Source organism: Kiloniella sp. (assembly GCF_965205715.1).
Classification (GTDB): domain Bacteria; phylum Pseudomonadota; class Alphaproteobacteria; order Kiloniellales; family Kiloniellaceae; genus Kiloniella.
This window is the reverse complement of the sequence record NZ_CBDBHW010000002.1, coordinates 46,510-73,290: the sequence shown is the minus strand read 5'-3', so window position 1 is coordinate 73,290 and position 26,781 is coordinate 46,510. Positions and strand designations below refer to the sequence as shown.

The following is a 26,781-nucleotide window of genomic DNA, read 5'->3' as shown; positions in this document are numbered from 1 at the left end:
TTAATCTTTCCCGTTCTTATGATCCACGCTCCAGCGTTCTTCGAGAAACCTTTGCCATCCAAATTGAGATAGAACAGCTGGAAGCATAGCACCAAAATATCTTGGGCCAACCTTATTTGCCGGGCGATCTACAATATAATAGGCAACAGCGATCGTAATGACACCAAAGATAATAGATCCCACGGCTTGGCCTGCCATAATGCCTTTTGCTCCAGCTATATTCCCACCAATCCAGATGAACGGAATTGTCCCGAGTGTCGCCTTACTCCAGTTTGCAAAAGTTGACCAAGTTGCTCTATTCATGTTGTTGAAGGCAGCATTGGCGATAAATTGCGCACCGGTAAAAATAAAGCTCCAGGATGTGAAAACACAGAAAAAGATCAATAACTCGGAACTTTGCCCGGTTGTATTAAACAGATAAGCGATGAGGTCTGATGTCAGCGTCATAATGAGCGAGGTCGCAGAGACTACTGCTATGATGACAAATAGCGAGCTGGTAAGGGCTTCACGGACCCTTAAATTAAGTCCTGCGCCGATGTTTTGTCCCACAATCGGCCCTAAAGCGGCAGATAGAGCAAAAACAGCTGCAAAAGCAAAAGGTGTGATGCGGCTGATAATCGCGAGACCAGCGACCGCATCTGCACCATATTCAGCAACTGAAAGGGTGACATAGGAGTTTGCAAAGGGAGTTGCAAGACTTGTTAATGCAGCAGGGATCGCAATTTTAGAGATGGAAGTAATGTCACGTGTCAAACCCCCGTGGGGTTTGAATACGCTGATCCCCATTTGGCGAGCTAGTATAACGGTTGCGACGAGAGCCATGGTCAGTCGTGCAACTAGGGTTGCATAAGCGGCACCCTCTATGTGTAGATCTAAAACAAAGATAAAGATTGGATCGAGAATTACATTAACGATGCCGGCGATAACGGTCGAAATCATCGACTCCTTCGCTGCGCCAATCGCCCGTAGTACGGCACCCATTGACATACCAATGGATATTACGGGGAGAGAGGGGATCGCGATATGCATATATTTGAGGGCATATTCCAGGGTTTTTCCCTCTGCACCAACCAGGCTTAAGAGTTCTCGTGCATAAATGAAGACTGGAATGGCAATCAATGTCATGAGTAGGAAGGAAATCAACAGGCCGTTAAAAATAACGCTTTTGGCTTGTTCACCATTCCCAGCACCAATTGTTCGTGCCACGACAGCAGCGAGGCCAATCGACAGACCAATACTTATCGAAAAAACAAAGAAAGTAATTGCGCCGGAAAAGCCGATTGCCGCAGCAAGTACTTCTTCCCCAAGAAGGCTGATAAAATACATATCAACCAACTCAACAAAAAATATCGACATCAACCCAACAGAAGTTGCAGCCGTCATATAAATGACGTGCTTTAAAATACTTCCGGATATAAAGCGGGCGTTGATATTGTTTGAGCTCGCAGCTCCACTTAATTTCACATCCGGGGTCGTTGTTCTGCTCATTATTTTTGCCGTACTACTTTTATTGCCTCCAAAGTGTTTAAATTTGGAACGAAAACGGGTGTTTCAAGTGGCTGGGATAAAAGTAATTCTTTAGGTACCTATATCCACAGGGGTTTCACCTTCTTGACCCCACTCGGTCCAAGACCCGTCATAAAGGGATATATTTTTGTGTCCGGTTAATTCCAGTCCCAGGCTTAGGACTGCGGCGGTTACACCAGACCCGCAAGAGGTTACTATTGGTTTGGAATAGTCAACGCCTGCTTTTTCGAAGATTACGCGAAGCTCTTGGGATGATTTAAGGACACCTTTATCATTCTGAAGTTCTGTGAAGGGGAGGCTCAAACTTCCGGGAATATGGCCGGAGCGTAATGTTTCCCGTGGTTCAGGGGTTTCTCCTGTGAAACGACCAGCAGCACGGGCATCGATTATTTGCTCTTTTCTGGTATCTAGGTTCTTAAGCATTTGCCCTTTGTCTCGAACCAGGAAACTGTTGAACCTTGGTGTGAAATGGCGCTCACCCGGATAAACCTTATTATCATCAACCGGGCGATTTTCTTCTAGCCATTTCGGTAGTCCGCCGTCGAGAACCGCGACATCTTTATGGCCGAAAAGTTTGAACATCCACCAAATCCGAGCGGCGCTAAATAGGCCCCTTTGATCATAAACGATAATTCTGTTGCCATCACCCAATCCAAGTTTCCGAACACGCGAGGCAAACTTGATATCAGAAGGGATCATGTGGGGGAGAGGATTGCCCTCATCACAGATATCATCGATATCGAAAAAAACAGCATTTTCTATGTGTTGTTCTTCATATAGTTGCCGGGCATTTTTATTTTCATTGGGTAGATAATAAGTTCCATCAACAACGCGTACATCTGGTGCTGAAAGGTGATCAGCCAACCATTGGGTTGAAACAGTTGAATTTAATCCATCACTCATTGGCAGAATCCCTTATTTTTAATCAGCAAAAGTTAGGTTGATACGTCGGTTTTGCTTACCTTTGTTTTCAACTTTACCTATTTTTATTTTTCCAATTTCACCCGTCGATTTTACGTGAGTTCCACCACAGGGTTGAAGATCCACTTCTTCACCAATTTTTACCAGACGTATTTTTCCAGAACCACGAGGCGGTTTTACTGACATCGTACGAACCATTGAAGGGTTGTTGTCGAGCTCTTCGTCCGTAATCCAGTCCATTGTGATTGAATGGTCTTCTTCAATAAGTTGGTTGATCTTCGTTTCCAGAGCAATTTTATCAATTGCAGTATCTGGAAGATTGAAATCCAACCGCCCTTTTGTTGCAGATATTTGTCCCCCTGTGACGCCCCCGACAACCGAAGCACAAAGTAGGTGCAGGCAGCTATGGATCTTCATATGAGCATGGCGACGCTCCCAGTCCAAATGGGCTGTTACTTTTGATCCGACGGCGGGAAGAGGGGTGTCCTCTTGCATGAATAAAACAACGTCTTCATGACTTTCGCCTTTTTTAGCCTCTAAGATTTGAATTTTTTCACCTGTTTCAAGCTCAATCCAACCACTGTCTCCTGGTTGTCCTCCACCCGTTGGGTAGAAAATCGTCTGATCTAAGCGGATTGTCCCATCCTCAGAAAAGGTAACATTGGCCTCACATGATTTTAAATATGCGTCTTTGTAGAAGAGTAAGTCCATTGGATACCTCGGTCGGAAAAGCGTTAGAAAGTCATTCGGCTGGGATTATTGTTCCCGGAGGTCAAAGCTATCACGGTGAATCCCAATGTTGTAGTGATAAGGTACCGATTTTTATGAAAACTTTGTCCCCTTACAATAAAAAAGGCTGCCTTGAGGCAGCCTTTTAATTAGTCGAACCAGAGGTCAGAGGGCCTTTAACGCCTTATGACACCCATTTAGGCACTGGTAAATCGTGTTGCTGCAGGAATTCAGCATTATAGAGCTTACTGGTGTAGCGTGTCCCCAGATCGCAAAGCATTGTTACGATGGTATGGCCTGGCCCCATTTTTTTCGCAAGCTCGATTGCTCCAGCAATATTGACGCCGCTTGAGCTTCCAAGGCAAAGCGCTTCTTCCTCAAAAAGATCAAAAATAAGCGGAATTGCAACGCCATCACTGATACGGAAAGACTCATCGATTACTGCGCCTTGTAGATTGGCAGTAATACGTCCCTGGCCAATGCCTTCAGATATGGAAGATCCTTCAGCTTTAAGCTCACCATGTTTATAGTAGTTATGAAGGGCAGCGCCATGAGGATCGGCGAGAGCGATGACAATATCCTTGTTGTGCTCTTTGAGACCAAGAGAAACACCAGCCAATGTGCCCCCTGTGCCGACAGCAGAGACAAACGCGTCGACTTTACCATCAGTCTGTTTCCAAATTTCCTGAGCCGTCGTTTCAATATGGCCCTGGCGGTTGGCGATGTTATCAAACTGATTTGCCCAAATTACACCATTGGGTTCCGTGCCCGCGAGTTCTTGGGCCAAGCGTTGGGAGTAGTGAACGTAATTATTGGGATCTTTGTATGGTGCTGCCGGGACTTCATAGAGTTCTGCACCACAAATACGAAGCATATCCTTTTTTTCCTGAGACTGAGTTTCAGGAATGACAATCGCACAACGGTATCCGCGCGCTCTAGCTACCAAGGCAAGCCCAATACCAGTATTACCTGCTGTGCCTTCAACGATGACGCCACCAGGGTTAAGAATGCCTTTTTCTTCGGCATCTTTAATAATCGCCCATGCTGCGCGATCTTTTACAGATCCACCGGGGTTTAGAAATTCTGCTTTCCCCAAGATCTCACAACCAGTTTCCTCTGACGCTTTTTTAAGGCGAATAAGAGGTGTGTTGCCAATGCTGTCAATAAAACCGTCGCGAATATCCATGCTCGTTGTCCACTGGTGTTAGTATTAGGGGGTGTCTTAAAGTCATTTTGAAACTTGATCTGATGACCATTTAGTTCTTATGCGGTCATTATTCAACTCCAACCATTGTAGAGCAATGGCCGTAATTGCGTTTGTTACTTTTCCGGTACGCAATAATTCGAAAGATTCCGCGGCTTTAAGTATGTGTGTGCGTATGTCTTCACCCTCATGATCTAGGCCATAAGAGTTTTTAATTTCTTGATCGAGAACCTCGCCGCAAAACAGTGTAATTGTTTCAGAGCTTCCGCCGGGAGTCATAAGAAAGTTACCGATTTTCTCTAACTGGCCAATCTTGCAACCGGATTCTTCCATGACTTCTCTATGAGCAAGGTCTTCTGCTGTTTCTCCTGGTTCTATAATGCCTGCGACAACTTCGAGGAGCCAGGGTGCCATCTGAGCTGCATAAGCACCGACCCGAAATTGCTCAATAAGAATGACTTCGTCTGTAGATGCATTATAAAGTAAAACCGCAGCTGCATGGCCGCGCTCAAAAACTTCTCTTACAATTTCTCGAGACATGCCTCCTTCGAAAAGACTGTGGCTGAAACGGTAGGAATCAACTTGAAAATACCCTTTAAAAGGGGTGGTTTTCTCGATGATTTCAATGTTGCCATGGTCGTTTAAGGCATTAATGATGTTTGTATCTTTGCTCATGTTTTGAAATTATGATCTCAATTAAATAAAAACAAGATTTATTGTGAAAATAAATTAATCACAAATTTTAAGTGTTGTATTTTGGTTATGGTAGAACTAATCCTTTGCATCCTCTTAGATCTGCCCCTTCAAGGTTTGCTGTTCTCAGATCTGCCCCTGTAAAATCCACATCAACACAAATGGCATTTGATAGGTTGGTATTTGCCAAGTTTGCAAGGCGAAATCTGGATCCTGAAAGATCTGCATGACTTAGATCGGCATTCTCCATATCAGTTTGGTCCAAACAACAACTTCTTAGATTGGCATTAACCTTATTTCCTTGGGTGCCCAAGATGTTCATTGGTGACAAACGACAATGCCTGAGGCTTGCGCCAGTTAAATTTGCGTTCTCTAATTTAACGCCACGCATATCAGCATCACTAAAATCGCTATTTAGAGCGATCACATTCTTCATATTTGCCATGTTCAATCGACTGGCAAGAAATGTACAGTTAGATATATTTGAAAATGAAAGCTCTGCGGCTTGAAGATTTATTCCTGCGAGATCCGTAGCCTGGAGATCGTACTTTGATAGATCGGCCTGTGTACCACTTCTCCCCAACGAATTGATCCACAGCATGTGTTCTTCCAAAATATCTCTTAAGGTCTTATCTAAGGCTTCAATACTTTTGGGAAGGCTGGTTTCCACAGTGTTTGCATACACCAGATCGTTGTTATTAAAGTGAGCTGCGGTTAAATCTGCACCTTCAAGATTGGTATTGTTGAGGAGGGCACCACTTAAGTTTGCACCATGAAATATACATCCACTTAAATCTGCGTTTGTAAGGTCGGCACCAGTAAAAATGGAACCACTTACGTTTGAGTCAGCCATAACCGCACCAGTTAAGTCTGCATTTTTGAAGTTCACGTTGGTAAGGTTTGTTCTTCTTCCAATTACACGACCCAACTTAGCGTCACTTAGATCTGCACCTTTTAAATTAATGCCATCAAAATTACTCGCCTCATCATTTTTGACAGGAACATAAGTTCCATCCGGTTGTCTAACGAGGATAAAACCGTTTCGGATATCTGCGGAGGTCAATGATGCGCCTTCAAGGTCGGCATTCTCCAGGCAGACACCGCGTAGGTCGCTTTTATCAAGTGTACATTGACGCATTTCTGCGCCACTTAGGTTTGCGCCAAACAAATTTGCCCGTGCAAGACTTGTGTTATTGAAGTTTGCATCTGCTAATTCTGATCCCACCATCTCGGCGGTATCAAGAATCTTATCGGTAAAATTTAATTTTCGGGCGTTTTTGAACGATAGAAACAAGCGGATACCGCCAGTACGGCCATCCAAATAGTTTCTATGTAATGTAACGCCTTCATCAACCCATATTTGGTTTACCCGTTCCAGCGATTCTGTATGCTCTGCCTTCATGTATTTTCCATTAGTTTGACTAGTTAATAGCCATCCCCAAATAGGAGTGTACGGTTAGAACGATAAAATCGGAAGTAATTAGAAGTAGATGTTACTTCAAAACTGAATTATTTTTGGCTATATTTCTTTACATAATCTTAGGTTTGCTGGGATAAGATACCAACCATGGTAAAGTTACGTAATATAGCGCCTTTGGCTGCAGGTGTGATATCCGCGTCGATTCTTCTTACGAATCAAATGGATAGTGCTCAAGCTTTGGACATGTCAGATCCTTCTCGGGACTGGCAGGTTGCTGCACGGCTACAGAACTGGGATCAGTGTGGCGCTGATTATACACCTCCTTCCTGGTGTGACAGCTTGCCAAAAAAAATCAATATTCAGGATTCATTTGGAACCTACAGAGATAATCTGGATTCAGGAAAAAAAGCTGAAGCCGAAAGAATGCTTAAGGCTGCGATCCTTTTGGAAAGCAAAATTGGGGTCGCTAAAAACATTCAACAAGGAACTCTGTATAAAAAGGATCTTAAAGACCTGACAAAACGGGCAGAATCCGGTGATAAAGAATCAATGGAGCTTCTCGCCTGGATGTATGTTCAGGGCATGATGCCAAAATCTACAAAAGAATTGGATCCCAAAGAAGCTGCATATATTTGGTATGGCCGCGCGTATCTATCAGGGGCAACGGAAGCAAAAACAAATATGGATAAAATATGGCCTACGCTTAATGTCACTCAGCAGAGGCGTATTCTTAAGCTGTTCGATAAAAAATAATTTTTCGACAAAATAACAGCTACCTAATCAGGCCCAATTCCCTAAGTTCTTTACGATATTTTTTCTCTGATCGTTTGATGCTAAAAGCCATTTGAAAATCAAATGAGGCGTTATTGTTGTCGCCCAAGCTTTTGTATAATCTTCCTCTGTTATAAAATATTTCAGCATTATTCGGGGCAAAGTGTAGGGCGTTATCAAAAGCCCTTATGGACTTGTCGTAAGCACCTTGACTATACAAAATAATTGCTTTTGTTTCATAGGCTTTGAATGATTTTGGTTCTAATTCGATGACATATTCAGTATCGGCCAGGGCGCGTTTAAAAAAACCTGCGCTTAAGTAAGATTTTGCCCGATTAAGATAACCATCCAGCGAAGCTGGCTCATCCGATAAAATGGAAATAAAATGTTCGATCGTGGCGCTTTCAATATAAGTGCCGAAATATACGTTACTTTGATCAATAAGCTTCGAGCCGAGTGAGGGCTTAATAAGAATTGCCTGTGAAATATCTTGAAGGGCGGCTTCAATCTCGTTTAATTCTCGGTAAATAATGCCACGCTTAAGAATGAGTTCTGCATCCTCTGGGCTAATCGTTAAGGCAGTATTTAAGAGGGCAAGAGCGTCATCATATCGTTTTTGCGAAGATAACAAGCTCGACAAATTAAAATAAGCATCACTATAGCTCGGAAGTAATCTGACAGAATCTTCAAAATCACTCTCAGCCTCATCCGCATTATTCAGATCTTGGAAGAGTATGCCTCTATTATTGTAGACATAGGCTTGATGCTTTGCGGAGAGATCTCCTTCATCAAGGGCTTCTGTGTAGTATTTTATAGCTAACTCTCTATCGCCATACTCTTGCGCTTCTTGAGCTGCTCTCGCGAATTCGATGCCACCCGCCTGAGTTTCAAGCGAAAATAGCGGGAGGGAATATATAAAAACTACAGCAGTAAGAATTTTTTTTAACGGCATATCTCTGTCGCCACGTAGGCCTTAAAAAAACATAGTTAACAATGACATGATTTTATCTAACGAAAAGGAGAATTACAAAGATGAATTTTTCTTGATCCGTGTATTGTTCGATTCTAATGGCAAAGAAAAACCCCTGACTGAAAATATCAGTCAGGGGTTTTTAAAATGGCTCCGCGAGCAGGACTCGAACCTGCGACAGGGTGATTAACAGTCACCTGCTCTACCAACTGAGCTATCGCGGATCAGTGTTTTACGCTGTATTCTGCGGCGTTGGGATGGGTTATAACAGCGGTCTTAGAAGCTGGCAATGGCTTTTATGTATTTTTTTTGATTTTTTTTTGTTTCTTTTAAATCAATGGCTTGAACCCTAGTCTTTAGCAGCGATTCACGAAGAGAGTCGAATTTAGATTCTAATAATCCCCGCTGATTCTATGATTAAGTTCGTGTGGAAATGAACTTTGGAGCTCATTGTCTTACGACACAGCAATTCGGGTTTGTTTCTAAAGGTTGTTACTGAAGAAAAAACGATTTCAAGTGTTTGAGGGTGATTTATTGGAACTTGTTTAGCTGGGAAAAGATAAAGTTGGAGGCCCGGGCCGGAATCGAACCGACGTACAAGGATTTGCAGTCCTCTGCATCACCACTCTGCCACCGGGCCATCCGGACGAATATAATTCGTAGGCAGTGCCGCAGTGTATAGTGGGAGTGAATGAAGAGGTCAAGGTCTCAATCTCGATTCCAAAATCCAGACATCAATCTTGCGCTAAATATCTCTTATGAGGGGCTTTAACTAGAAATAAAATGCTCAAAAGAGATACTTTATCTGGAAAGCTCGGGTTCTCTTGGCTATGATCCCACAAAATTTCTATTTAATAATCGGTCTTTCAAATTATGATCAACTTTGAACAAGCTCGCCTTAATATGGTCAACTGCCAATTGCGTACAAATAAAGTCACGCACTCTGGTGTTCTTGATGCCTTTGAGAGTGTTGCACGCGAAGAGTATGTGCCTGAAGTATCTAAACACATCGCCTACGTAGATGAAGATCTTGCCCTAGGTCATGGGCGGTACTTAATGGAGCCAATGATACTTGGGCGTATGCTTCAATTTCTTGATCCAAAAGAAAATGAAACTGCTCTGGTTGTTGGCGCGGGTACCGGGTATGCAGCAACAGTCTTATCTAAGCTCGTAAATGTAGTTGTCGCACTCGAGAGTGAAGACGACCTTGTTGATAAAATGAACGAAATCTTTGCCTCTCAGTCAGCAGAGAACGCTGTTGCCGTAAAAGCAGACCTTAATAATGGGTATCCTAAACAGGCGCCTTACGATCTTATCCTCTTTGGCGGTGCTGTTGCAGATATACCTGCTTCTTTAATCGATCAATTAGCTGAGAAGGGCCGCCTAATCGCAGTCGTTCATGACTCCAAAGCTGGAGATAAACAATATCTTGGTCGTGTAACCCTTATGGAAAAGCATGCCGGCAATGTTTCAGGCCGTATTGTTTTTGATGCAAATACACCTTTGCTACCAGGTTTTGAGGCTGAAGAAGGTTTTAGCTTCTAAAGTAAAGCATATTACAAGTTACCCTTGCTTTACCGTTATTGTAGACTACCTTTTTAACTGGCGCTTTCTGCGCCAGTTTTAAGTTCCGGTTTAAGATCTAAGTATTATTTTTGGCACTTCTCCGCTTTGTTGAGTAGATTTAGGAGGCACTTCTCCGCTTTGTTGAGTAGATTTAGGATTTCAAATAGAGCATAGATTGATTATCTGGAATGGATGATTGTCTAATTTTGAGTTTGAAGTATTCGGTATCCTTGATGCCTCTGGCTCGCTTACGGATCATTCCTATACTGACATTACCAGCCTCTATCCTGGCGCTTGTGAGCTTGTGTTTGGCGTAGTTGCAGATGCCCACACAATGTTTCCGTAGGGATTTCGCGAACTTTTTTAGATAGAGCATCTGTGACTGATCTGCTATCAGGCACCAACGTTCCAGTTGCTCCGCCATCGCCTCAAATGAAGCGGCACTCCACAGCAGCTGAAGCTGTTCTTTCAAGACGTAAAGTGCATTCAGGTTGCTATTGCTCTCCAGCAACCTTTGCAGCTTGTCACTTTGTTTTTCACTCAACTTATCCGCATTTTTGAGCAACAGATAATGTGTCCCTTTCATCAACTCTTTACCACTTGGATCGGCCTTTCTGAACTCAAGTCGACGCTGATTATGGATAGCTTTGCTGTAGTTTTTCATGACGTGGAAACGGTCAAATACTATGTCGGCCAACGGCAAGGACTCTCTGACAGCCTTTTGGTAGGCAGGCCCCATATCCATCGCTACGGCCTTTATTTTGCAGGCTGTATCTGGTTGCAGTTGTTTCAAAAACCTTGAAAAAACCTCGGCAGTTCGGCCTGCTTCAACCCAGATCAGATGACCGCCAACCATATCGTAGACCACCGTCATGTAGTCATGACCTTTCGCCCGGGCAACTTCATCTACACCAATATATTCCAAGCCAGTTAGCTCTGCAGGATCAAGCGTAGGGAGAGTTTCAATAAGGTATGCCCTGTCGATATTCTTGACCGTTTCCCATCGTATATCCAAATGTCTGGAAACCGCTTGAATAGACATATGCCGACATAATCCACTGATCAGTCGGCAAAATCGGTGAGTGAAACGGCACCCTTTATCAACAAAATCACACCCCTCAATGCGGCGTTCGCCCTTGTTAATATAAACCTGCGCCAGCTCAATCTCGACCACACAAGGATACCCAAAAAGGGGGATGTCGTTTACTTGTCGGCGGACATGCTGGTTGATGCTTCCCTTCTGGCCTGTAGCAGGGTCTATAGCCCTCCTACGCGCGTCTCGGCTGCAGTGAATGACAATCTTAACACCGCCGTCATCCAGTTTAATTTCATTTACACGTTGCCCTTTGAGGCCTAAAATATGCTGCGAGATGTTGATTGTCATATACCTGCTCTATGTAAAGTTATCAGAAACCATACATATCAACAGGTTACTTGGCGGTCGGCATCTTTTTCTACTCAACAAAGCGGAGAAGAGCCTTATTTTTCTATTTCGAGTGTATCCTACGTGTAATTTTGAGCGCTTGTATTATCTGTTAAGTTGGAATCGATTAAGGTTTAATTGGAAAAGACATGATTTTTAAATTTAGAAACACCAAAAAAAACCTACTGGCGAGAAGTGCTTTGATCAGCTTAGCCATGTGTGGCGGCGTCATGTCTGGTGCGAGTGCACAGAGCCTTAATGAAGCCCTTACCCAGGCCTATGAAACAAACCCAACCCTTTCCAGTGCCCAAACTGGTTTGAAATCAGTTAATGAGGGCGTGCCTCAAGCTTTATCGAACTGGCGTCCTGAAGTTACACTTTCTACTTCGGCTGGATTACGTAGAACAGACACAGATACTCCGACAAGTAATAGTGATGATACAACGCAGCCGCTTAATGCGACTCTACAGGTATCACAATCACTCTATCGTGGAGGAAGAACCGAGGCCGCGACAGAGCAAGCTGAGAATCTGGTGCTTGCACAGCGTGCCACTGTTACATCCGTCGAGCAGGACGTTCTTCTTCAAGCAGTAACAGCCTATGCAAATGTTTGGCGTGAACAGGCGATCCTGGAACTTAACATTAATAATGAAAAAGTTTTGGCTCGTCAGTTGGAAGCAACCAAAGATCGCTTCGAAGTCGGTGAGTTAACAAGAACGGACGTTGCCCAATCAGAATCCAGATATTCGACGGCAACGGCGCAGCGGATTGCATCTGAAGGTACACTAAATACAGCCAAAGCTGTTTATGAAGAAGTTGTCGGCGGGGAGTCTGGGGTGCTTGATCAACCAGCACCCTATGCGGTTTTACCAAGTTCAGAATCGGAACTTCTGGCAGTAGCCACGGAAAATAACCCGTCTTTGTTGGCTGCAAAATATAATGAACTCGCATCCAACAATGAAGTTCGGGAAATTACAGGTGAGCTATATCCGGAACTTTCTTTGGTTGGGAGCGTAAGTCGATCAGACGAAACCTCAGGTAAAGATATCGACAGCACTTCAGGCGAAGTTATTGCTCAACTTGTTGTTCCTCTTTACCAACAAGGTCTTGTTAGTAGCCGGGTGAGACAAGCCAAGCAAAATGCTAATCAGCGTAGAATCCAAATCGTAGAACAGGTTAGAGCTGTTGAGCAGCAAGGAACGTCTTCCTGGGAAAATTTGGTTAGTACTCAAGCCCAAATAAAATCCTTTATTTCTGCAGTTGATGCCGCAGAAATTGCCTTGGAAGGTGTCCGTCAGGAAGAGGAAGTTGGTGAGCGTACGGTTCTTGATGTTCTTGATGCGGAGCAGGAACTTCTTGATGCGCAAGTAAACCTTGTCAGAGCTCAACGAGATGAGGTTGTTGCAACATATCAAGTCCTTAACTCTATGGGGCAAATGACAGCCCAACATATTGGTCTTTCAGTGAACCTGTTTGATCCAACAGATGACTATAACAAGGTTCGTGACAAATGGTTTGGGTTGGAAATTGAAAAATAGACGTGCAAAAGCCCTTCTTTTTCAATAATATCTAGCTTTCAGCACCGATCTCGTATCGGTTAAAGACTATGTTGGCAGTGTAAGAAGCGGTGGGACAACATTTCAATGAGTGATCAAGAAGCCCAGGGTGAACCATCAATGGAAGAAATTCTGGCGTCTATTCGCCGGATTATTTCTGAGGACGATCCTGAAGGTGAGGGGGAAGGTACACCTGCAAGTGAGGCCCCGGAAGAAGCTGCGCCAGAAGAACCCGAAACAGAAGATGATGATATTCTTGATTTGACAGAAGAAGTCGAGGAAGAAGAAATCGTTGCTGAAGTTGAGGAGCCTGTCGAGCCTGAGGACTCCATTGAGAATGATTTCCGTGAATCAATGGAAGAGCCCGAAGAGGAAGCTGAAGAGGTTATCGAAATTGAAGAGGAAATCGATGAGGTTTCCTTTGAAGAAGTAGAAGAATCCTTCGAGCCGGAACCTGAGCCCGAGCCGGAACCTGAGCTCGAGTCAGAACCAGAGATTGAAGAAGTCGATTTAGACCTTGATATCGGTGAAGATATTGAACTCGACGCTCCCGATGCAGATAGTATTCTTCAGGAAATCACTCAGGATGCCACTTCTTCAGCTTTGTCTGAAATTGCACGGGCAGCTGTTGTCCAGCGATCCCTGGCAATCGGGACCGGAAAAACACTGGAAGATATCGTACGTGAAGCATTGGTTCCGGAACTTAAGGCATGGCTTGATGTCCGCCTCGGCCCTATGGTTGAGCGTATCGTTCGTGAAGAAATTAAGAAAATGGTGCGTCGGGCCGAAGATTTATAGAGTCTGACTGATCTTTTTATGTCCCGGGCCCAAGTTTTATAGGGCCCGGTCTTTCTTTTTTCTTCCCAAACTGCTAGCTACTGCTAGCATAATTTCACGTCGAATTTTTAGTTAAGAGGAACCCAGTAATGCTGGACAAAACCTATTGCCCTGAAAAAGTTGAGGCAAAGCATTACGAGCGCTGGGAAAAATCCGGAGCTTTTTCCGCTGACCCGAACTCTCCAGCCGATCCTTACACCATCATGATGCCGCCGCCAAACGTCACTGGTAATCTGCACATGGGGCACGCTCTGACATTTACGCTTCAGGATGTTCTCGTACGTTATAAGCGCATGAAGGGACACGATGTCCTCTGGCAGCCAGGTACAGACCATGCGGGTATAGCTACCCAAATGGTTGTTGAGCGCCAACTTGCTGAAAAAGGGATATCCCGACACGATCTTGGCCGTGAAAAATTCCTTAATTCCGTTTGGGAGTGGAAAGAGGAATCAGGCGGCGCGATTGTAAAGCAACTTCGTCATCTCGGTGCTTCTGCAGATTGGCCGCGTGAGCGCTTTACGATGGACGAGGGACTTTCTGTTGCTGTTCAAAAGGTTTTTGTCCAGCTCCACAAGGAAGGTCTGATCTACAAAGACAAACGCCTGGTGAACTGGGATCCGAAACTCTTAACGGCTATTTCTGACCTCGAAGTTATTCAAAAAGAGAGTAACGGGAAGCTATGGCATTTCCGTTATCCTATTGACGGTGAAGACGGTAAATACATTGTTGTTGCGACGACACGTCCGGAAACAATGTTGGGCGACACGGGGGTTGCCGTTCACCCGGATGATGACCGCTATAAAGATCTTGTTGGTAAAAAAGTTAAACTGCCAATTGTTGGTCGTTTGATCCCGATCGTGGCTGATGAATACGCTGACCCTGAAACGGGATCGGGTGCTGTGAAAATTACCCCGGCACATGATTTCAATGACTTTGAGGTTGGTCGCCGTTGTAATCTGGAAATGATCAACATCTTTGATAAGTTTGCCCAAGTAAACGAAAATGCTCCGGAAGCCTATCAGGGGCTTGAACGTTTTGTTGCCCGGAAGAAAATCGTTGCTGAGATTGAAGAGCTTGGCTTGCTGGACAAAATTGATGATCACCTCAATTCTGTTCCCTATGGCGACCGTTCCGGAGTTCCAATTGAACCTTGGTTGACCGATCAATGGTATGTTGATGCGGCTACGCTCGCGAAACCAGCTTTGGAAGCCGTAGAAACGGGTAAAACCCAGATCGTTCCCAAGCAATGGGAAAACACCTACTACGAATGGATGCGTAACATTCAGCCGTGGTGTGTTTCTCGACAGCTTTGGTGGGGGCATCAAATTCCAGCCTGGTATGGTCCTGATGGCGAGATCTTCGTTGAAGAAAGCGAAGAAGGAGCCAAAGCTGCGGCCCTTGCGCATTATGGCAAAGATGTTGAAATTACACGTGATCCAGACGTTTTGGATACCTGGTTCTCTTCTGCGCTGTGGCCTTTCTCAACAATAGGTTGGCCTGAAACGACGGCTGAGCTGGAACGTTATTACCCTGGCGATGTTCTTGTAACCGGTTTTGATATTATTTTCTTCTGGGTTGCCAGAATGATGATGATGGGCATGCACTTCATGAAAGAGGTGCCGTTCAAGACCGTTTACATTCACGCCTTGGTTCGCGACGAAAATGGCCAGAAAATGTCCAAATCGAAGGGGAACGTTATTGATCCTCTCGAAGTCATTTCCGAGTACAGCTGTGATGCTCTCCGGTTCACGCTTTCAGCGATGGCGGCACCGGGACGAGATATCAAGTTGGCATCTTCTCGTGTGGAAGGTTACAGGAATTTCGGCACAAAGCTCTGGAATGCAGCCATATACAGCCAAATGAATGAGGCTGTATATGATCCTTCCTTTGATCCTTTGAGCTGTCAGCAACCCGTCAATAAATGGATCGTAGGCAAAGTTGCCGCGGCTACTGCGGCTGTTGATAAGGCTTTGGAAGATTACCGCTTTAACGATGCTGCCAATGCTCTTTATCGTTTCTTCTGGAATGAATATTGTGATTGGTATGTCGAATTTACCAAGCCTGTTTTAGCGGCTGGTGATGAGGCTGTTATCAAGGAAACCAAGGCGACTATCGCCTGGACACTTGCGCAGACACTTCATCTTTTGCACCCGATTATGCCTTACATCACAGAAGAGCTGTGGGAAACGATCGGCGGGGAAGGGGCTACGCCTCTGATTTCTTCATCTTGGCCTAAATTTGACGAGCGTCACACGGATGCAGATGTCGAAAAAGAGATGGAGTGGGTTATGAAGCTCATCTCTGAAATTCGGGCAACGCGTGCTGAACTGAATACTCCGCCAAAACTAAAGGCTCCGCTTCTTCTCAAAGACGGAACTGATGTTGTGAAGGGCAAGGTCAATCAGTACGGCGATGTCGTAAAGTGGCTGGCAGGTTTATCTTCTGTAGATTTTACCGATGCTGATTTACCAAAGGGTGCCATTCAAATTGTTCTGGATGATGCAATCTTTGCTCTACCACTTGAAGGTATCATCGATGTTGAGCAGGAAACGGCCCGTCTGAACAAAGAGATGGAAAAAACGCTCGAGGAAATTGCTAAAATTGATAAGCAGCTTTCAAATGAAAATTTTGTAGCACGGGCGCCTGAACAGGTTGTTCAGGAAAAGCGAACCCTTAGGGATGAATTTATGTCTGTGAAATCTAATCTGGAAGAAGCGATGGATCGGCTAAAAGATCTCTAAGCACTCTTTATTCATGTTTATAAAAAAGCCGTTCTTATGAACGGCTTTTTTTGTGTTCGATGGCGGAATTTTAGTATTGGTTTATCTATCTGAATTCGTGTGAAAAATATCTTTTATACGTTTATCTACGTATATAAAAACGAACTCGTGGCCTTTATTCTGTTTGGTATGACAACGAAGACAAAACTTCAGGCTTCTGAACGCCACGCAGCAATAAGTAAACGGCGCAGCCCTTCTCAGGAACGCTCGCGTCAACGTGTGGAGCGTATTCTCGATGCGGCATCGACATTGCTTACATCCAATAGCGTTGACAAGCTAACCACGCGGCGGATTGCTGAAGTTGCAAATGTAAATATTGCAACGCTTTATCAATTTTACCCCAACAAAGAAGCTATAATCTTTGCTCTTTATGAAAAGTGGTTGGATGAAACTGGCAGTGCGTTCGATCGGGCGGAAGCGGAATACTTGCGTTCAGGAACGTGGAGAGAGTTTTTCGACCAACTCATCGACGCTTTAGCTGCAACAAATACCGGGGTGGAAGTCAAAGATCGCCTTCAGAAAGCAATGGGTATGAACGAAGATTTAAGGCAACTTGATCTGCTTCATGGCCAGAGGCTTGCAGATAGGATGGTCAATTTTTTACAAATCCTAGGGGCTAAGTTGCCTCTCCAGGAGTTGCAGAATATTTCCATGTTACTATTTCATTTTGAAAGAGCTCTGGTTACGCCGATGGCAAACTCAGATGAAGAACAAAAGCCTCTGATTTATTCCAGAGGAAAACAATCTCTTCTTGAAGTCATTGGAATGGCTTTTAAATAAAAAGGCCGCCTGATTACTCAAGCGGCCTTTGGAATAGAAAGATTAGCAAGAGCTAGTCGTATTGGTCCACGTCGCGATAAGCACCCTTATCCGCTGATGTTGTAAAGTGTGCGTAGGCCTTTAGGGCTGAGCTTACTTTTCGCTCTCTTGGTTTTACAGGTTTCCAGCCGTCTTTTCCTTTTGCATCCATCGCCTGACGACGCATTGCAAGTTCGTCATCGCTGACCAGAACGTTGATGGTTCTGTTCGGGATATCGATTTCAATTGCATCCCCAGCCTCAACCAGGCCAATGGCTCCGCCCTGAGCAGCTTCGGGTGAGGCGTGACCGATAGAGAGGCCGGATGTGCCACCAGAGAAGCGTCCGTCTGTGAGAAGGGCACAGGCTTTACCCAATCCCATAGATTTCAAGTAACTGGTTGGGTAGAGCATCTCCTGCATACCCGGGCCACCTTTAGGGCCTTCGTAGCGGATAACGACGACATCACCTGCAACGACTTCGCCGCTGAGAACGCCAGCACAAGCAGCATCCTGTGATTCAAAAATGCGCGCGCTACCAGTGAATTTTAGAATAGAATCGTCAACCCCAGCGGTCTTTACGACACAGCCATCCAAGGCAATGTTACCAAAGAGAACCGCGAGACCACCTTCTTGACTGAAGGCATTTTCGCCATTGTGGATACAGCCGTTTGCACGGTCATCATCCAGTGACGAATAATAGCGATCTTGGCTGAAAGCTTGCGTAGTTCTAACGCCGCCTGGTGCAGCGGAATAGAATTTTTTCACCTCTGGATCATCAGTGCGCATGATGTCCCATTTATCAATCGCATCACCAATAGTTTTTTCATGTACTGTTGGTTGATCCCTTTGGATCAAGCCAAGGCGGTCAAGTTCACCCAAAAGCCCCATAATACCACCGGCGCGGTGAACATCTTCCATGTGATACTTTGTCGTGGAAGGCGCAACTTTGGCAAGCTGTGGTACTTTACGCGATAGTTCATCAATATCTGAAAGAGTGAATTCAACCCCACCTTCTTTTGCCATCGCAAGAATGTGGAGAATGGTATTGGTCGATCCCCCCATTGCAATATCAAGAACCATAGCATTCTGGTATGTCTCAAATGTTGCGATTTTGCGTGGGGTAACGCTTTCATCACCGTCTTGATAATAACGTTTGGTAAGGTCGACGATTCGACGTCCTGCTTCTCTAAACAATTCCTCACGTTTTTTGTGGGTGGCAAGTAAAGAGCCATTACCTGGAAGGCCAAGTCCCATTGCTTCTGCAAGACAGTTCATGGAGTTCGCTGTGAACATACCGGAACATGAACCACAGGTTGGGCAGGCTGAGCGTTCGATAGCTGCAACGTCTTCGTCACTAACATTTGGATCTGCGGCGTCGACCATAGCGTCAACAAGATCAAGTTTGCGCTCTTCACCATCAAGGATGATTTTACCAGCTTCCATTGGGCCGCCTGAGATGAAGATCGCTGGAATGTTCAGGCGCATGGCTGCCATTAACATGCCGGGTGTGATTTTATCACAATTGGATATGCAGACGACAGCATCGGCGCAATGTGCATTACACATGTATTCTACAGCATCAGCGATGACTTCACGTGAAGGCAAGCTGTACAGCATGCCGTCGTGCCCCATGGCAATGCCGTCATCAACCGCAATGGTATTGAATTCTTTTGCAACGCCGCCGGATTTTTCAATTTCTTCTGCGACGAGGCCACCAAGGTCTTTTAGGTGGACGTGTCCTGGGACAAACTGAGTAAACGAGTTCGCAATCGCGATGATCGGTTTGCCAAAATCATCATCTGTCATGCCTGTCGCGCGCCATAGGCCACGCGCACCGGCCATATTGCGACCATGTGTAGATGTTCTGGAGCGATACTCAGGCACTGTCTTAATCCTAACGTTGCTTCGTTTATAATTTTAAGGTTCTTGTAAGATAATTAGGAAATCGAAGCCACTTCGTCCATGGTTATTTCACAAAAGGGCTAGAAAGTTACCATTTCTGAGACGATTTGCCTCAAGAAGCTTAATTATGACCCCGGTACTTCGTCTTTTTTCTTATCTTAATACCTCTTGGAAGTTCTTCCGGGCTTAATAAAGGTAAGGTTTTGTGGCGAAAAAACGGGAGTAGGGCCATGCCGCTGAGAAAGCCGATGATATGAGCCCACCAGGCAACACCGCTTTCTCCAGGTAAAAGGGCAGAAAAAACCTGAAACCCAATCCAAAAAATCAAAAGAAGGTAGGCGCGAACAAAGACCGGAATTGTAAAAATAGGAACCAAAATTTTCGCACGGGGATATTGAAGTAAATAGGCCCCGAGGATACCAGATACAGCTCCACTTGCACCAACGATGGGCGATTGTGGTTCAGAAGTAATAAGGGACTGACCTAGGCCCGCGAGAATACCGCAGGATAGAATGAAGGTAAGAAAACGCCGATGTCCCATGGCGTCTTCTACATTATCACCAAATACCCATAGGTAAGCCATATTTCCAGCGAGGTGCATAAAGCTACCATGGAGGAAGTTATAGGTAACAAGCGTGAAAACGGGGGCTATCCAGTCCACAGCCTCAGGGAGCCGAGATGAGCCAAACAGGACATCGGGAATTAATCCAAAGCCATAAATCATGTGCCTCATCACAGGCTCAGGTGACAGACTCTCCACTGCATAAATGATGAAACAAAGAAATATTATCCCTATGGTAACCCAGGGCTTGTCTATTAAAAGCCGGGGGAGGTTATCAAATAAGGGGAAAAACATGGTGTGGTTAGGCCAGCTCTAGTTCACATACAACGGGTGTATGATCTGAAGGTGATTCTTTTCCACGCGGTTCTTTATCAATCACACAGGATGTTAAAAGGTCTGCTGCCTGGGGCGAAAGCATCATAAGGTCAATCCTAATGCCGTTGTTGTGGGCATAGGCACTTTTTTGATAATCCCAATAACTGTAAACGTGGGTTTCTTTGTTTAGGCTTCGCCAGGCTTCACTGTATCCGAGGTGTTCTAACGCGCGATAGCGATCCCTGGAATCTGGATGAGTGTGCGAGCTTCCTGCAAAACGGCGGGCATCAAACACGTCGTCATCCGTCGGGATAAGATTAAAATCGCCTGCCAGCACAATTGGCTGTTCGGATTTTAAGAGGTTTTCAGCGTGCGCGTTCAGGCGTTCCATCCATTTTAATTTATAGGGGAACTTAATCTCATCGGTCATGTTGTGGTTGTTGTTACCGTTGGGCAGGTAAATAGAAGCAACCCGAATACCAAATGTTGTCGCTTCAATATAACGTGCATGATCATCATCAGGATCACCCGGAAGAGCATGGATCACATCGGTTATCGGCTCTTTTGAAATCAAGGCAACGCCGTTGTAACTTTTCTGTCCCACGATTTCTACGTGGTATCCCAGTTCTTCAAACTCTAGATACGGAAATTTTTCCGAAACGGTTTTTAATTCCTGCAATAGAAGAACATCTGGTGAAGCAATTTTAATCCAGTCAAGGACGTTTGGCAGGCGTTTGTTGACGGAATTAACGTTCCAAGTCGCAATCTTGACCATAAGAGGTAAAGCTCCAGAAATAACAGTATTACAGAAAGAAAATTAGAACAGCTTTGCGTTAAATGGCGAAAGAAGTACCACACCCGCAAGACGCGGTAGCGTTCGGGTTGTTAATGCGGAAAGAGGCGCCCATTAAATCTTCGACGAAATCGACTTCTGAGCCGTTGAGGATATCGAGAGACATCTCGTCAATGACGGCTTTGGTTCCATCGGTTTGGAAAGTCTTGTCATCGTCGTTGATGGCGCTATCAAAAGAAAACCCGTATTGGAAACCAGAGCACCCACCGCCCGAAACGGTAATGCGTAACATAAGATCAGGGTTACCTTCTTGCTCTGCGAGCCATGCTACTCGTTTTGCAGCGCTCGACGAAATCGTTATAGCGGGGGCTTGATCATTCATATTGTTATTCCGTCAACTCTCTCGGCAACTCTTGGTAACCCACAGTCATTCATTGGGCTTCCACGTGGTGTTCATACACATTTGGGCATATATTATACTACTAGAATAACGCTATCACTAGCCATTATTCTATTACAGTTAGAAGCTTTAACACGACTTCGGTATCTATGTAAGTATGATCGTGAGGGTGTCAATCCAGATTTATGAAATGATTATCCAGATTAGAATTGGTTGAAGACCTAAATAACCGGCACTTCTCCGCTTTGTTGAGTAGATTTAGGATTTCAAATAGAGCATAGATTGATTATCTGGAATGGATGATTGTCTAATTTTGAGTTTGAAGTATTCGGTATCCTTGATGCCTCTGGCTCGCTTACGGATCATTCCTATACTGACATTACCAGCCTCTATCCTGGCGCTTGTGAGCTTGTGTTTGGCGTAGTTGCAGATGCCCACACAATGTTTCCGTAGGGATTTCGCGAACTTTTTTAGATAGAGCATCTGTGACTGATCTGCTATCAGGCACCAACGTTCCAGTTGCTCCGCCATCGCCTCAAATGAAGCGGCACTCCACAGCAGCTGAAGCTGTTCTTTCAAGACGTAAAGTGCATTCAGGTTGCTATTGCTCTCCAGCAACCTTTGCAGCTTGTCACTTTGTTTTTCACTCAACTTATCCGCATTTTTGAGCAACAGATAATGTGTCCCTTTCATCAACTCTTTACCACTTGGATCGGCCTTTCTGAACTCAAGTCGACGCTGATTATGGATAGCTTTGCTGTAGTTTTTCATGACGTGGAAACGGTCAAATACTATGTCGGCCAACGGCAAGGACTCTCTGACAGCCTTTTGGTAGGCAGGCCCCATATCCATCGCTACGGCCTTTATTTTGCAGGCTGTATCTGGTTGCAGTTGTTTCAAAAACCTTGAAAAAACCTCGGCAGTTCGGCCTGCTTCAACCCAGATCAGATGACCGCCAACCATATCGTAGACCACCGTCATGTAGTCATGACCTTTCGCCCGGGCAACTTCATCTACACCAATATATTCCAAGCCAGTTAGCTCTGCAGGATCAAGCGTAGGGAGAGTTTCAATAAGGTATGCCCTGTCGATATTCTTGACCGTTTCCCATCGTATATCCAAATGTCTGGAAACCGCTTGAATAGACATATGCCGACATAATCCACTGATCAGTCGGCAAAATCGGTGAGTGAAACGGCACCCTTTATCAACAAAATCACACCCCTCAATGCGGCGTTCGCCCTTGTTAATATAAACCTGCGCCAGCTCAATCTCGACCACACAAGGATACCCAAAAAGGGGGATGTCGTTTACTTGTCGGCGGACATGCTGGTTGATGCTTCCCTTCTGGCCTGTAGCAGGGTCTATAGCCCTCCTACGCGCGTCTCGGCTGCAGTGAATGACAATCTTAACACCGCCGTCATCCAGTTTAATTTCATTTACACGTTGCCCTTTGAGGCCTAAAATATGCTGCGAGATGTTGATTGTCATATACCTGCTCTATGTAAAGTTATCAGAAACCATACATATCAACAGGTTACTTGGCGGTCGGCATCTTTTTCTACTCAACAAAGCGGAGAAGAGCCAAATAACCTTTACTAAAGGCTTCATAGAGCTAGTCTTTTGCTATGAATAAAGACGATTCGATAAAACTCTATGCCTCTTTTCCAGAAAGTTCGCGCGGACGGCTTCTAAAGGAACCCGAAAGCCAGACCCGATCTTGCTTTCAAAGAGACCGCGACAGGATCATTCACTCTGTAGCCTTCCGTCGACTGCAATACAAAACCCAAGTTTTTGTCTATCATGAAGGCGATCACTTCAGAACCCGGCTAACACATTCACTTGAGGTTGCACAGATCGCAAGAAGCTTGAGCCGAACACTTGGGGTCAATGAAGATCTTGCCGAAGGGATTGCTTTGGCTCATGACCTTGGCCATACCCCCTTTGGGCATGCTGGCGAAGATGCAATGCAAGACGTGATGGAGCCTTTTGGTGGTTTTGACCACAATGAGCAAACCTTTCGGATCGTAACTCAGTTAGAGCGACGTTATGCTGATTTTAACGGATTAAATTTGACGTGGGAAAGTCTGGAAGGTCTTGCAAAACATAACGGCCCCCTCGAAGGTCCTCATACCCGCGAAGAACACATTCCCGAAAGTATCTTAAAGTATTGTCGGAATGCCCGGGATTTGGAGGTATCTTCTTTTGCGAGCCTTGAGGCACAGATCGCAGCCATTTCTGATGATATCGCTTATAATAACCACGATATAGATGATGGTATTCGGGCAGGTTTATTCGATATCAATGATCTGTTAAAACTCCCCCTTGTCGGTGATATATTTTCAAAGGTTATGAAGCGCTACCCGAACCTTGAGAAGGAAAGCTTGGTTCATGAAGCGGTAAGAAGCCTCATTGGCTATATGACCGATGATGTCTTGAGCGAGACCAATCGGCGTTTATCATCAGCTAAACCCAAAACGGTTTACGACATCAGATGTCAGGATAGAGCGATGGTTGCTTTCTCTGATGACTTTAAGAAGATAGAAAGAGAGTTGCGGGCTTTCCTTTTCGAGCGTATGTATCGCCATGAAAAGGTCAAAGAAATGCGAGAACGTGTAAAGCAGGTTGTGAGAAACCTATTTTCGCATTATTCAGAACACCCGGAAGAGCTTCCTGATTATTGGCGTTTGGAAGCTGGTACGAAATTAACGAAGCGGAGTGCCAGGTTGATAGCAGACTATATCGCTGGAATGACCGATCGCTATGCTTTTGAACAACACAGACAGATTTTCAATCTGGATTTTGAGATAAAATGAACGTTTTCAAAGATCTAAGAACTAAAATTGTTGCGCAACTCGAAGATATGGTTGCGGCCGGTGAAATCCCTGATGGGTTAGATTTTTCCCGAGTGGCCGCAGAACCTCCGCGTGATTCATCTCATGGTGATGCTGCAACAAACGCGGCCATGGTGCTTTCCAAAGTTGCTGGGATGAAACCCAGAGACCTTGCCGGCCTCCTAGCAGCCCGATTAGAATCTCTAGATGTTGTGAAATCTGTTGAAATCGCGGGTCCTGGATTCATTAATCTAAGACTTGATGAGAAATTCTGGTTTGAGCAAGTGTCCATCATACTGAATGCCGGTAAGTCTTACGGCGATTCAGATATGGGCCAAGGCGAGAAGGTCAATGTTGAGTTCGTATCTGCAAATCCAACAGGTCCTTTAACGGTCGGCCATGCTCGTGGAGCTATTGTCGGTGATGCTCTGGCTTCTCTGCTTGCAAAAGTCGGATACGATGTTTGCCGCGAGTACTACATCAATGACGCTGGTAATCAGGTCAATGTATTAGCGAACTCTGCCTACTTGAGATATCGCGAAGCTCTTGGCGAATATATTGGGGAAATCCCAGAAGGTTTTTATCCTGGTGAATACCTAAAGGCAGTAGGTCAAGCTCTTGTTGATCGCGATGGCGACAAGTGGCTCGGTAAAGACGAAGCCGATTGGATTTCTGAAGTCAGAAAGTTTGCGATCGAACAACTCATGGAGCTGATCAGAGTAGATTTGGCTGCCCTTGGTGTTGTTATGGATCTCTATTCATCCGAACGTGCCCTGGTCGAAGCTGGCGGCGTTGATGAAGTGATGACCGTTCTTGAAGCAAAAGATCTGGTTTACACGGGAGTTTTAGAGCCCCCAAAAGGTAAAAAGCTCGAAGATTGGGAAGAGCGCCCACAGACCCTCTTTAAGTCTAAAGAGTTTGGTGATGACGTCGATCGTCCCATTAAGAAGTCAGATGGATCCTGGACTTATTTCGCAGGGGATATGGCTTATCACCTCGATAAGTACCGTCGCGGATTTAACACCATGATCAACGTTTGGGGCGCAGATCACGGCGGCTATATCAAACGGATGCAGGCTGCCGTCAGTGCTGTCACTGATAAAGAGGGCAGCTTGGATGTTAAAATCTGTCAGCTCGTGAAATTGATGCGTGATGGCGAAGTTGTCAAAATGTCTAAGCGCTCAGGCAATTTCATTACGTTGCGTTCTGTTATTGATGAAGTCGGCAAAGACGTTGTTCGCTTTATCATGCTGACCCGTAAAAACGATGCGTCGCTTGATTTTGATCTGGTAAAAGTTCTTGAGCAGAGCAAAGACAATCCAGTGTTTTATGTGCAGTATGCTCATGCGCGTAATTGCTCTGTTCTTAAGCACGCCAAAGACGAGTTCCCCTCTATAGATCTATCTGTTGAAGCCTTGAAAAACTTGGATCTGTCAGCTTTAAACAGCGAAGGTGAGCTCAGTCTTATAAAAGCTCTTTGTGCGTGGCCAAGATTACTTGAGAGTGCTGGTGAAGCGCATGAACCACATAGAATAGCTTTTTATCTCTATGATCTCGCTTCTGAACTTCACTCTCTCTACCATAAAGGTAAGCTGAACACGCGCTTACGGTTTATCGTTCGTGATGATCAAGAGTTAACACAAGCTCGTATGGCACTCGTCGAAGCAACAAAAATTGTTATTGCTTCTGGTCTCGAGATGTTTGGCATTGAACCAGCTGAGGAGATGCGCTGATGTCATCAAAGTCTTCCGATGATCTGAAAAATTTTGAGAAAGTACGCCAAAGTGAGTCTATGCGTGCGGCTTCTGATCGAAATGTCGAAGATATTTCAGATAATTACGATGACTTTTCCGATGATGATTATTGGGAAGACGAAATAGATTTAGACGATGATCCCGGTGCAAGTATTTTTAAGAAACTTGTGCCCGTTGGGCTCGGCCTTATCGCTGTTTCAATTGTCGGTGGCGGTATTTTGATTATGCTTGGGGATAGTTCTCCCAAGCAAAATATACCTGATGCTATTCCGTTGATTGAAGCAGAGGCTACTCCGGAGAAAACCAAGCCTGAAACGCCGGGAGGCATGGTTATTCCGCATCAGGACAAGCTGGTGCTGAATAAGGAAGGCGCTGATACCAAAACTGTACAAGTTGAAAAGCTATTGCCGCCTCCTGAAGTTCCTCAGCCCCCCAAAGCTGAAGAGCCGAAAACTGAAGAAATTGTTTCGGCTCCAGCTAAAACAGAAGTTACTGAAACGCCGACAGCAGAAGCCGTTACTAAAAAAGTTACGGAGATAACAAAAGAAGAGGTGGCTAAATTATCCCCTCCGCCTACAACAGTGCCTGAAGCAACAAAGGTAGAGCCTGAGGTTGAATCCGTTTTGGCACCAAAAACTCCAGAAAAAGCTCCTGAGCCGACCAAGGTAGTTGAAGAAGTACCAGCCCCAAAAGTGGTGAAAAAGGTAGAACCAACACCTGCACCGGCTACAGCACCTGCTACAACAAAAGCAAAACCTGTTGCTGGGCAATATATTCTTCAACTCGCATCTTTGAAATCTAAAGACGGTGCCATGACCGAGTGGAAGAATATGCAGAAAAAGCTGTCGAACCTTCTTGGCGATAAACAGCCGATCATCGAAAAGGCGAGCATCACCGGAGTAGGGGTACGCTATCGCCTACAAACCGGACCTTTTGTTGATAAAAAATCAGCGAGTGATTTTTGTACAAAATTAAAATCAGCCAAAAGAGATTGCCTGGTCAAAAAAGTTAAATAATATTTCGAG

The 26,781-nt window shown here is 45.0% G+C and carries 24 protein-coding genes and 2 tRNA genes; 11 read left to right on the top strand and 15 right to left on the bottom strand.

Annotation, left to right across the window (positions count from 1 at the left end; translation table 11 throughout):
* From ACOGW3_RS02505 to ACOGW3_RS02480, 6 genes are all read right to left on the bottom strand, one after another.
* Positions 1-1,488, bottom strand: coding sequence for an MATE family efflux transporter (locus ACOGW3_RS02505; protein ID WP_419901514.1), 1,488 nt, complete (start codon positions 1,486-1,488; stop codon positions 1-3).
* A 90-nt stretch (positions 1,489-1,578) separates the two neighbouring features.
* Positions 1,579-2,430, bottom strand: coding sequence for a 3-mercaptopyruvate sulfurtransferase (sseA, locus tag ACOGW3_RS02500; protein ID WP_419901513.1), 852 nt, complete (start codon positions 2,428-2,430; stop codon positions 1,579-1,581).
* Between the two features lie 18 nt (positions 2,431-2,448).
* Positions 2,449-3,159, bottom strand: coding sequence for an alanyl-tRNA editing protein (locus ACOGW3_RS02495; RefSeq protein WP_419901512.1), 711 nt, complete (start codon positions 3,157-3,159; stop codon positions 2,449-2,451).
* Between the two features lie 202 nt (positions 3,160-3,361).
* Positions 3,362-4,363 carry a cysteine synthase A gene (locus ACOGW3_RS02490; protein ID WP_419901511.1) on the bottom strand — a complete coding sequence of 334 codons (1,002 nt, stop codon included), beginning with the start codon at positions 4,361-4,363 and terminating at the stop codon, positions 3,362-3,364.
* A gap of 42 nt (positions 4,364-4,405) precedes the next feature.
* On the bottom strand, positions 4,406-5,056 hold the full coding sequence (locus tag ACOGW3_RS02485) for an NUDIX domain-containing protein (RefSeq protein WP_419901510.1): 651 nt from the start codon (positions 5,054-5,056) through the stop codon (positions 4,406-4,408).
* An 85-nt stretch (positions 5,057-5,141) separates the two neighbouring features.
* The gene (locus ACOGW3_RS02480) at positions 5,142-6,476 is read right to left on the bottom strand and encodes a pentapeptide repeat-containing protein (protein ID WP_419901509.1); all 1,335 of its coding nucleotides are present in this window, start codon (positions 6,474-6,476) and stop codon (positions 5,142-5,144) included.
* Between the two features lie 165 nt (positions 6,477-6,641).
* Here ACOGW3_RS02480 and ACOGW3_RS02475 point away from each other — a divergent pair, with 165 nt between their 5' ends.
* The gene (locus ACOGW3_RS02475) at positions 6,642-7,247 is read left to right on the top strand and encodes a hypothetical protein (RefSeq protein WP_419901508.1); all 606 of its coding nucleotides are present in this window, start codon (positions 6,642-6,644) and stop codon (positions 7,245-7,247) included.
* A 19-nt stretch (positions 7,248-7,266) separates the two neighbouring features.
* Here the strand turns inward: ACOGW3_RS02475 and ACOGW3_RS02470 are convergent, their stop codons facing one another.
* From ACOGW3_RS02470 to ACOGW3_RS02460, 3 genes are all read right to left on the bottom strand, one after another.
* Complete coding sequence (locus ACOGW3_RS02470) at positions 7,267-8,217, bottom strand: tetratricopeptide repeat protein (RefSeq protein WP_419901507.1); 951 nt, start codon at positions 8,215-8,217, stop codon at positions 7,267-7,269.
* A 166-nt stretch (positions 8,218-8,383) separates the two neighbouring features.
* A tRNA-Asn gene (locus tag ACOGW3_RS02465) sits at positions 8,384-8,459 on the bottom strand.
* A gap of 342 nt (positions 8,460-8,801) precedes the next feature.
* A tRNA-Cys gene (locus ACOGW3_RS02460) sits at positions 8,802-8,875 on the bottom strand.
* Positions 8,876-9,108: 233 nt separating this feature from the next.
* Between ACOGW3_RS02460 and ACOGW3_RS02455 the strand changes: the two genes are divergently transcribed.
* Positions 9,109-9,780: a protein-L-isoaspartate O-methyltransferase family protein gene (locus tag ACOGW3_RS02455; RefSeq protein ID WP_419901506.1), complete on the top strand. Its 672-nt coding sequence runs from the start codon at positions 9,109-9,111 to the stop codon at positions 9,778-9,780.
* A 172-nt stretch (positions 9,781-9,952) separates the two neighbouring features.
* On the opposite strand, the gene ACOGW3_RS02450 is transcribed toward ACOGW3_RS02455, so the two are convergent.
* Positions 9,953-11,185 carry an ISL3 family transposase gene (locus ACOGW3_RS02450; protein WP_419901077.1) on the bottom strand — a complete coding sequence of 411 codons (1,233 nt, stop codon included), beginning with the start codon at positions 11,183-11,185 and terminating at the stop codon, positions 9,953-9,955.
* Here ACOGW3_RS02450 and ACOGW3_RS02445 point away from each other — a divergent pair.
* From ACOGW3_RS02445 to ACOGW3_RS02425, 5 genes are all read left to right on the top strand, one after another.
* Positions 11,172-11,384: a hypothetical protein gene (locus tag ACOGW3_RS02445; RefSeq protein ID WP_419901505.1), complete on the top strand. Its 213-nt coding sequence runs from the start codon at positions 11,172-11,174 to the stop codon at positions 11,382-11,384. The two genes, ACOGW3_RS02450 and ACOGW3_RS02445, sit on opposite strands and share 14 nt — an antisense overlap.
* Positions 11,374-12,762, top strand: coding sequence for a TolC family outer membrane protein (locus ACOGW3_RS02440; protein ID WP_419901504.1), 1,389 nt, complete (start codon positions 11,374-11,376; stop codon positions 12,760-12,762). Before ACOGW3_RS02445 ends, ACOGW3_RS02440 begins: the two co-directional genes overlap by 11 nt.
* Positions 12,763-12,867: 105 nt before the next feature.
* Entirely contained in the window at positions 12,868-13,578 is a 711-nt protein-coding gene (locus ACOGW3_RS02435; RefSeq protein WP_419901503.1) for a DUF2497 domain-containing protein, read from the top strand.
* Positions 13,579-13,706: 128 nt separating this feature from the next.
* Positions 13,707-16,358 carry a valine--tRNA ligase gene (locus tag ACOGW3_RS02430; RefSeq protein WP_419901502.1) on the top strand — a complete coding sequence of 884 codons (2,652 nt, stop codon included), beginning with the start codon at positions 13,707-13,709 and terminating at the stop codon, positions 16,356-16,358.
* Positions 16,359-16,457: 99 nt separating this feature from the next.
* A complete protein-coding gene (locus ACOGW3_RS02425; protein WP_419901501.1) occupies positions 16,458-17,177 on the top strand; it encodes a TetR/AcrR family transcriptional regulator in 720 nt (239 codons plus the stop codon).
* A 52-nt stretch (positions 17,178-17,229) separates the two neighbouring features.
* Here ACOGW3_RS02425 and ilvD read toward each other — a convergent pair whose 3' ends face one another.
* The 5 genes from ilvD to ACOGW3_RS02400 all read right to left on the bottom strand — a co-directional run bounded on the left by ilvD (position 17,230) and on the right by ACOGW3_RS02400 (position 22,659).
* Entirely contained in the window at positions 17,230-19,080 is a 1,851-nt protein-coding gene (gene ilvD, locus ACOGW3_RS02420; protein ID WP_419901500.1) for a dihydroxy-acid dehydratase, read from the bottom strand.
* Between the two features lie 139 nt (positions 19,081-19,219).
* Complete coding sequence (locus ACOGW3_RS02415) at positions 19,220-19,822, bottom strand: rhomboid family intramembrane serine protease (protein WP_419901499.1); 603 nt, start codon at positions 19,820-19,822, stop codon at positions 19,220-19,222.
* A 139-nt stretch (positions 19,823-19,961) separates the two neighbouring features.
* The gene (xth, locus tag ACOGW3_RS02410; protein WP_419901498.1) at positions 19,962-20,750 is read right to left on the bottom strand and encodes an exodeoxyribonuclease III; all 789 of its coding nucleotides are present in this window, start codon (positions 20,748-20,750) and stop codon (positions 19,962-19,964) included.
* A gap of 58 nt (positions 20,751-20,808) precedes the next feature.
* A complete protein-coding gene (gene erpA / locus ACOGW3_RS02405) occupies positions 20,809-21,150 on the bottom strand; it encodes an iron-sulfur cluster insertion protein ErpA (protein ID WP_419901497.1) in 342 nt (113 codons plus the stop codon).
* 276 nt (positions 21,151-21,426) lie between these two features.
* A complete protein-coding gene (locus ACOGW3_RS02400) occupies positions 21,427-22,659 on the bottom strand; it encodes an ISL3 family transposase (protein ID WP_419901077.1) in 1,233 nt (410 codons plus the stop codon).
* Between ACOGW3_RS02400 and ACOGW3_RS02395 the strand changes: the two genes are divergently transcribed.
* The 4 genes from ACOGW3_RS02395 to ACOGW3_RS02380 are packed head-to-tail and all read left to right on the top strand — an operon-like array spanning position 22,646 to position 26,772.
* A complete protein-coding gene (locus ACOGW3_RS02395; protein WP_419901496.1) occupies positions 22,646-22,804 on the top strand; it encodes a hypothetical protein in 159 nt (52 codons plus the stop codon). The two genes, ACOGW3_RS02400 and ACOGW3_RS02395, sit on opposite strands and share 14 nt — an antisense overlap.
* Positions 22,797-23,984: a deoxyguanosinetriphosphate triphosphohydrolase gene (locus ACOGW3_RS02390; protein WP_419901495.1), complete on the top strand. Its 1,188-nt coding sequence runs from the start codon at positions 22,797-22,799 to the stop codon at positions 23,982-23,984. Before ACOGW3_RS02395 ends, ACOGW3_RS02390 begins: the two co-directional genes overlap by 8 nt.
* Positions 23,981-25,735, top strand: a complete 1,755-nt coding sequence (argS, locus tag ACOGW3_RS02385) for an arginine--tRNA ligase (protein ID WP_419901494.1) — start codon at positions 23,981-23,983, stop codon at positions 25,733-25,735. The genes ACOGW3_RS02390 and argS overlap by 4 nt, the downstream gene beginning before the upstream one ends.
* Complete coding sequence (locus tag ACOGW3_RS02380) at positions 25,735-26,772, top strand: SPOR domain-containing protein (protein ID WP_419901493.1); 1,038 nt, start codon at positions 25,735-25,737, stop codon at positions 26,770-26,772. The genes argS and ACOGW3_RS02380 overlap by 1 nt, the downstream gene beginning before the upstream one ends.
* The last annotated feature ends 9 nt before the right edge of the window (positions 26,773-26,781 follow it).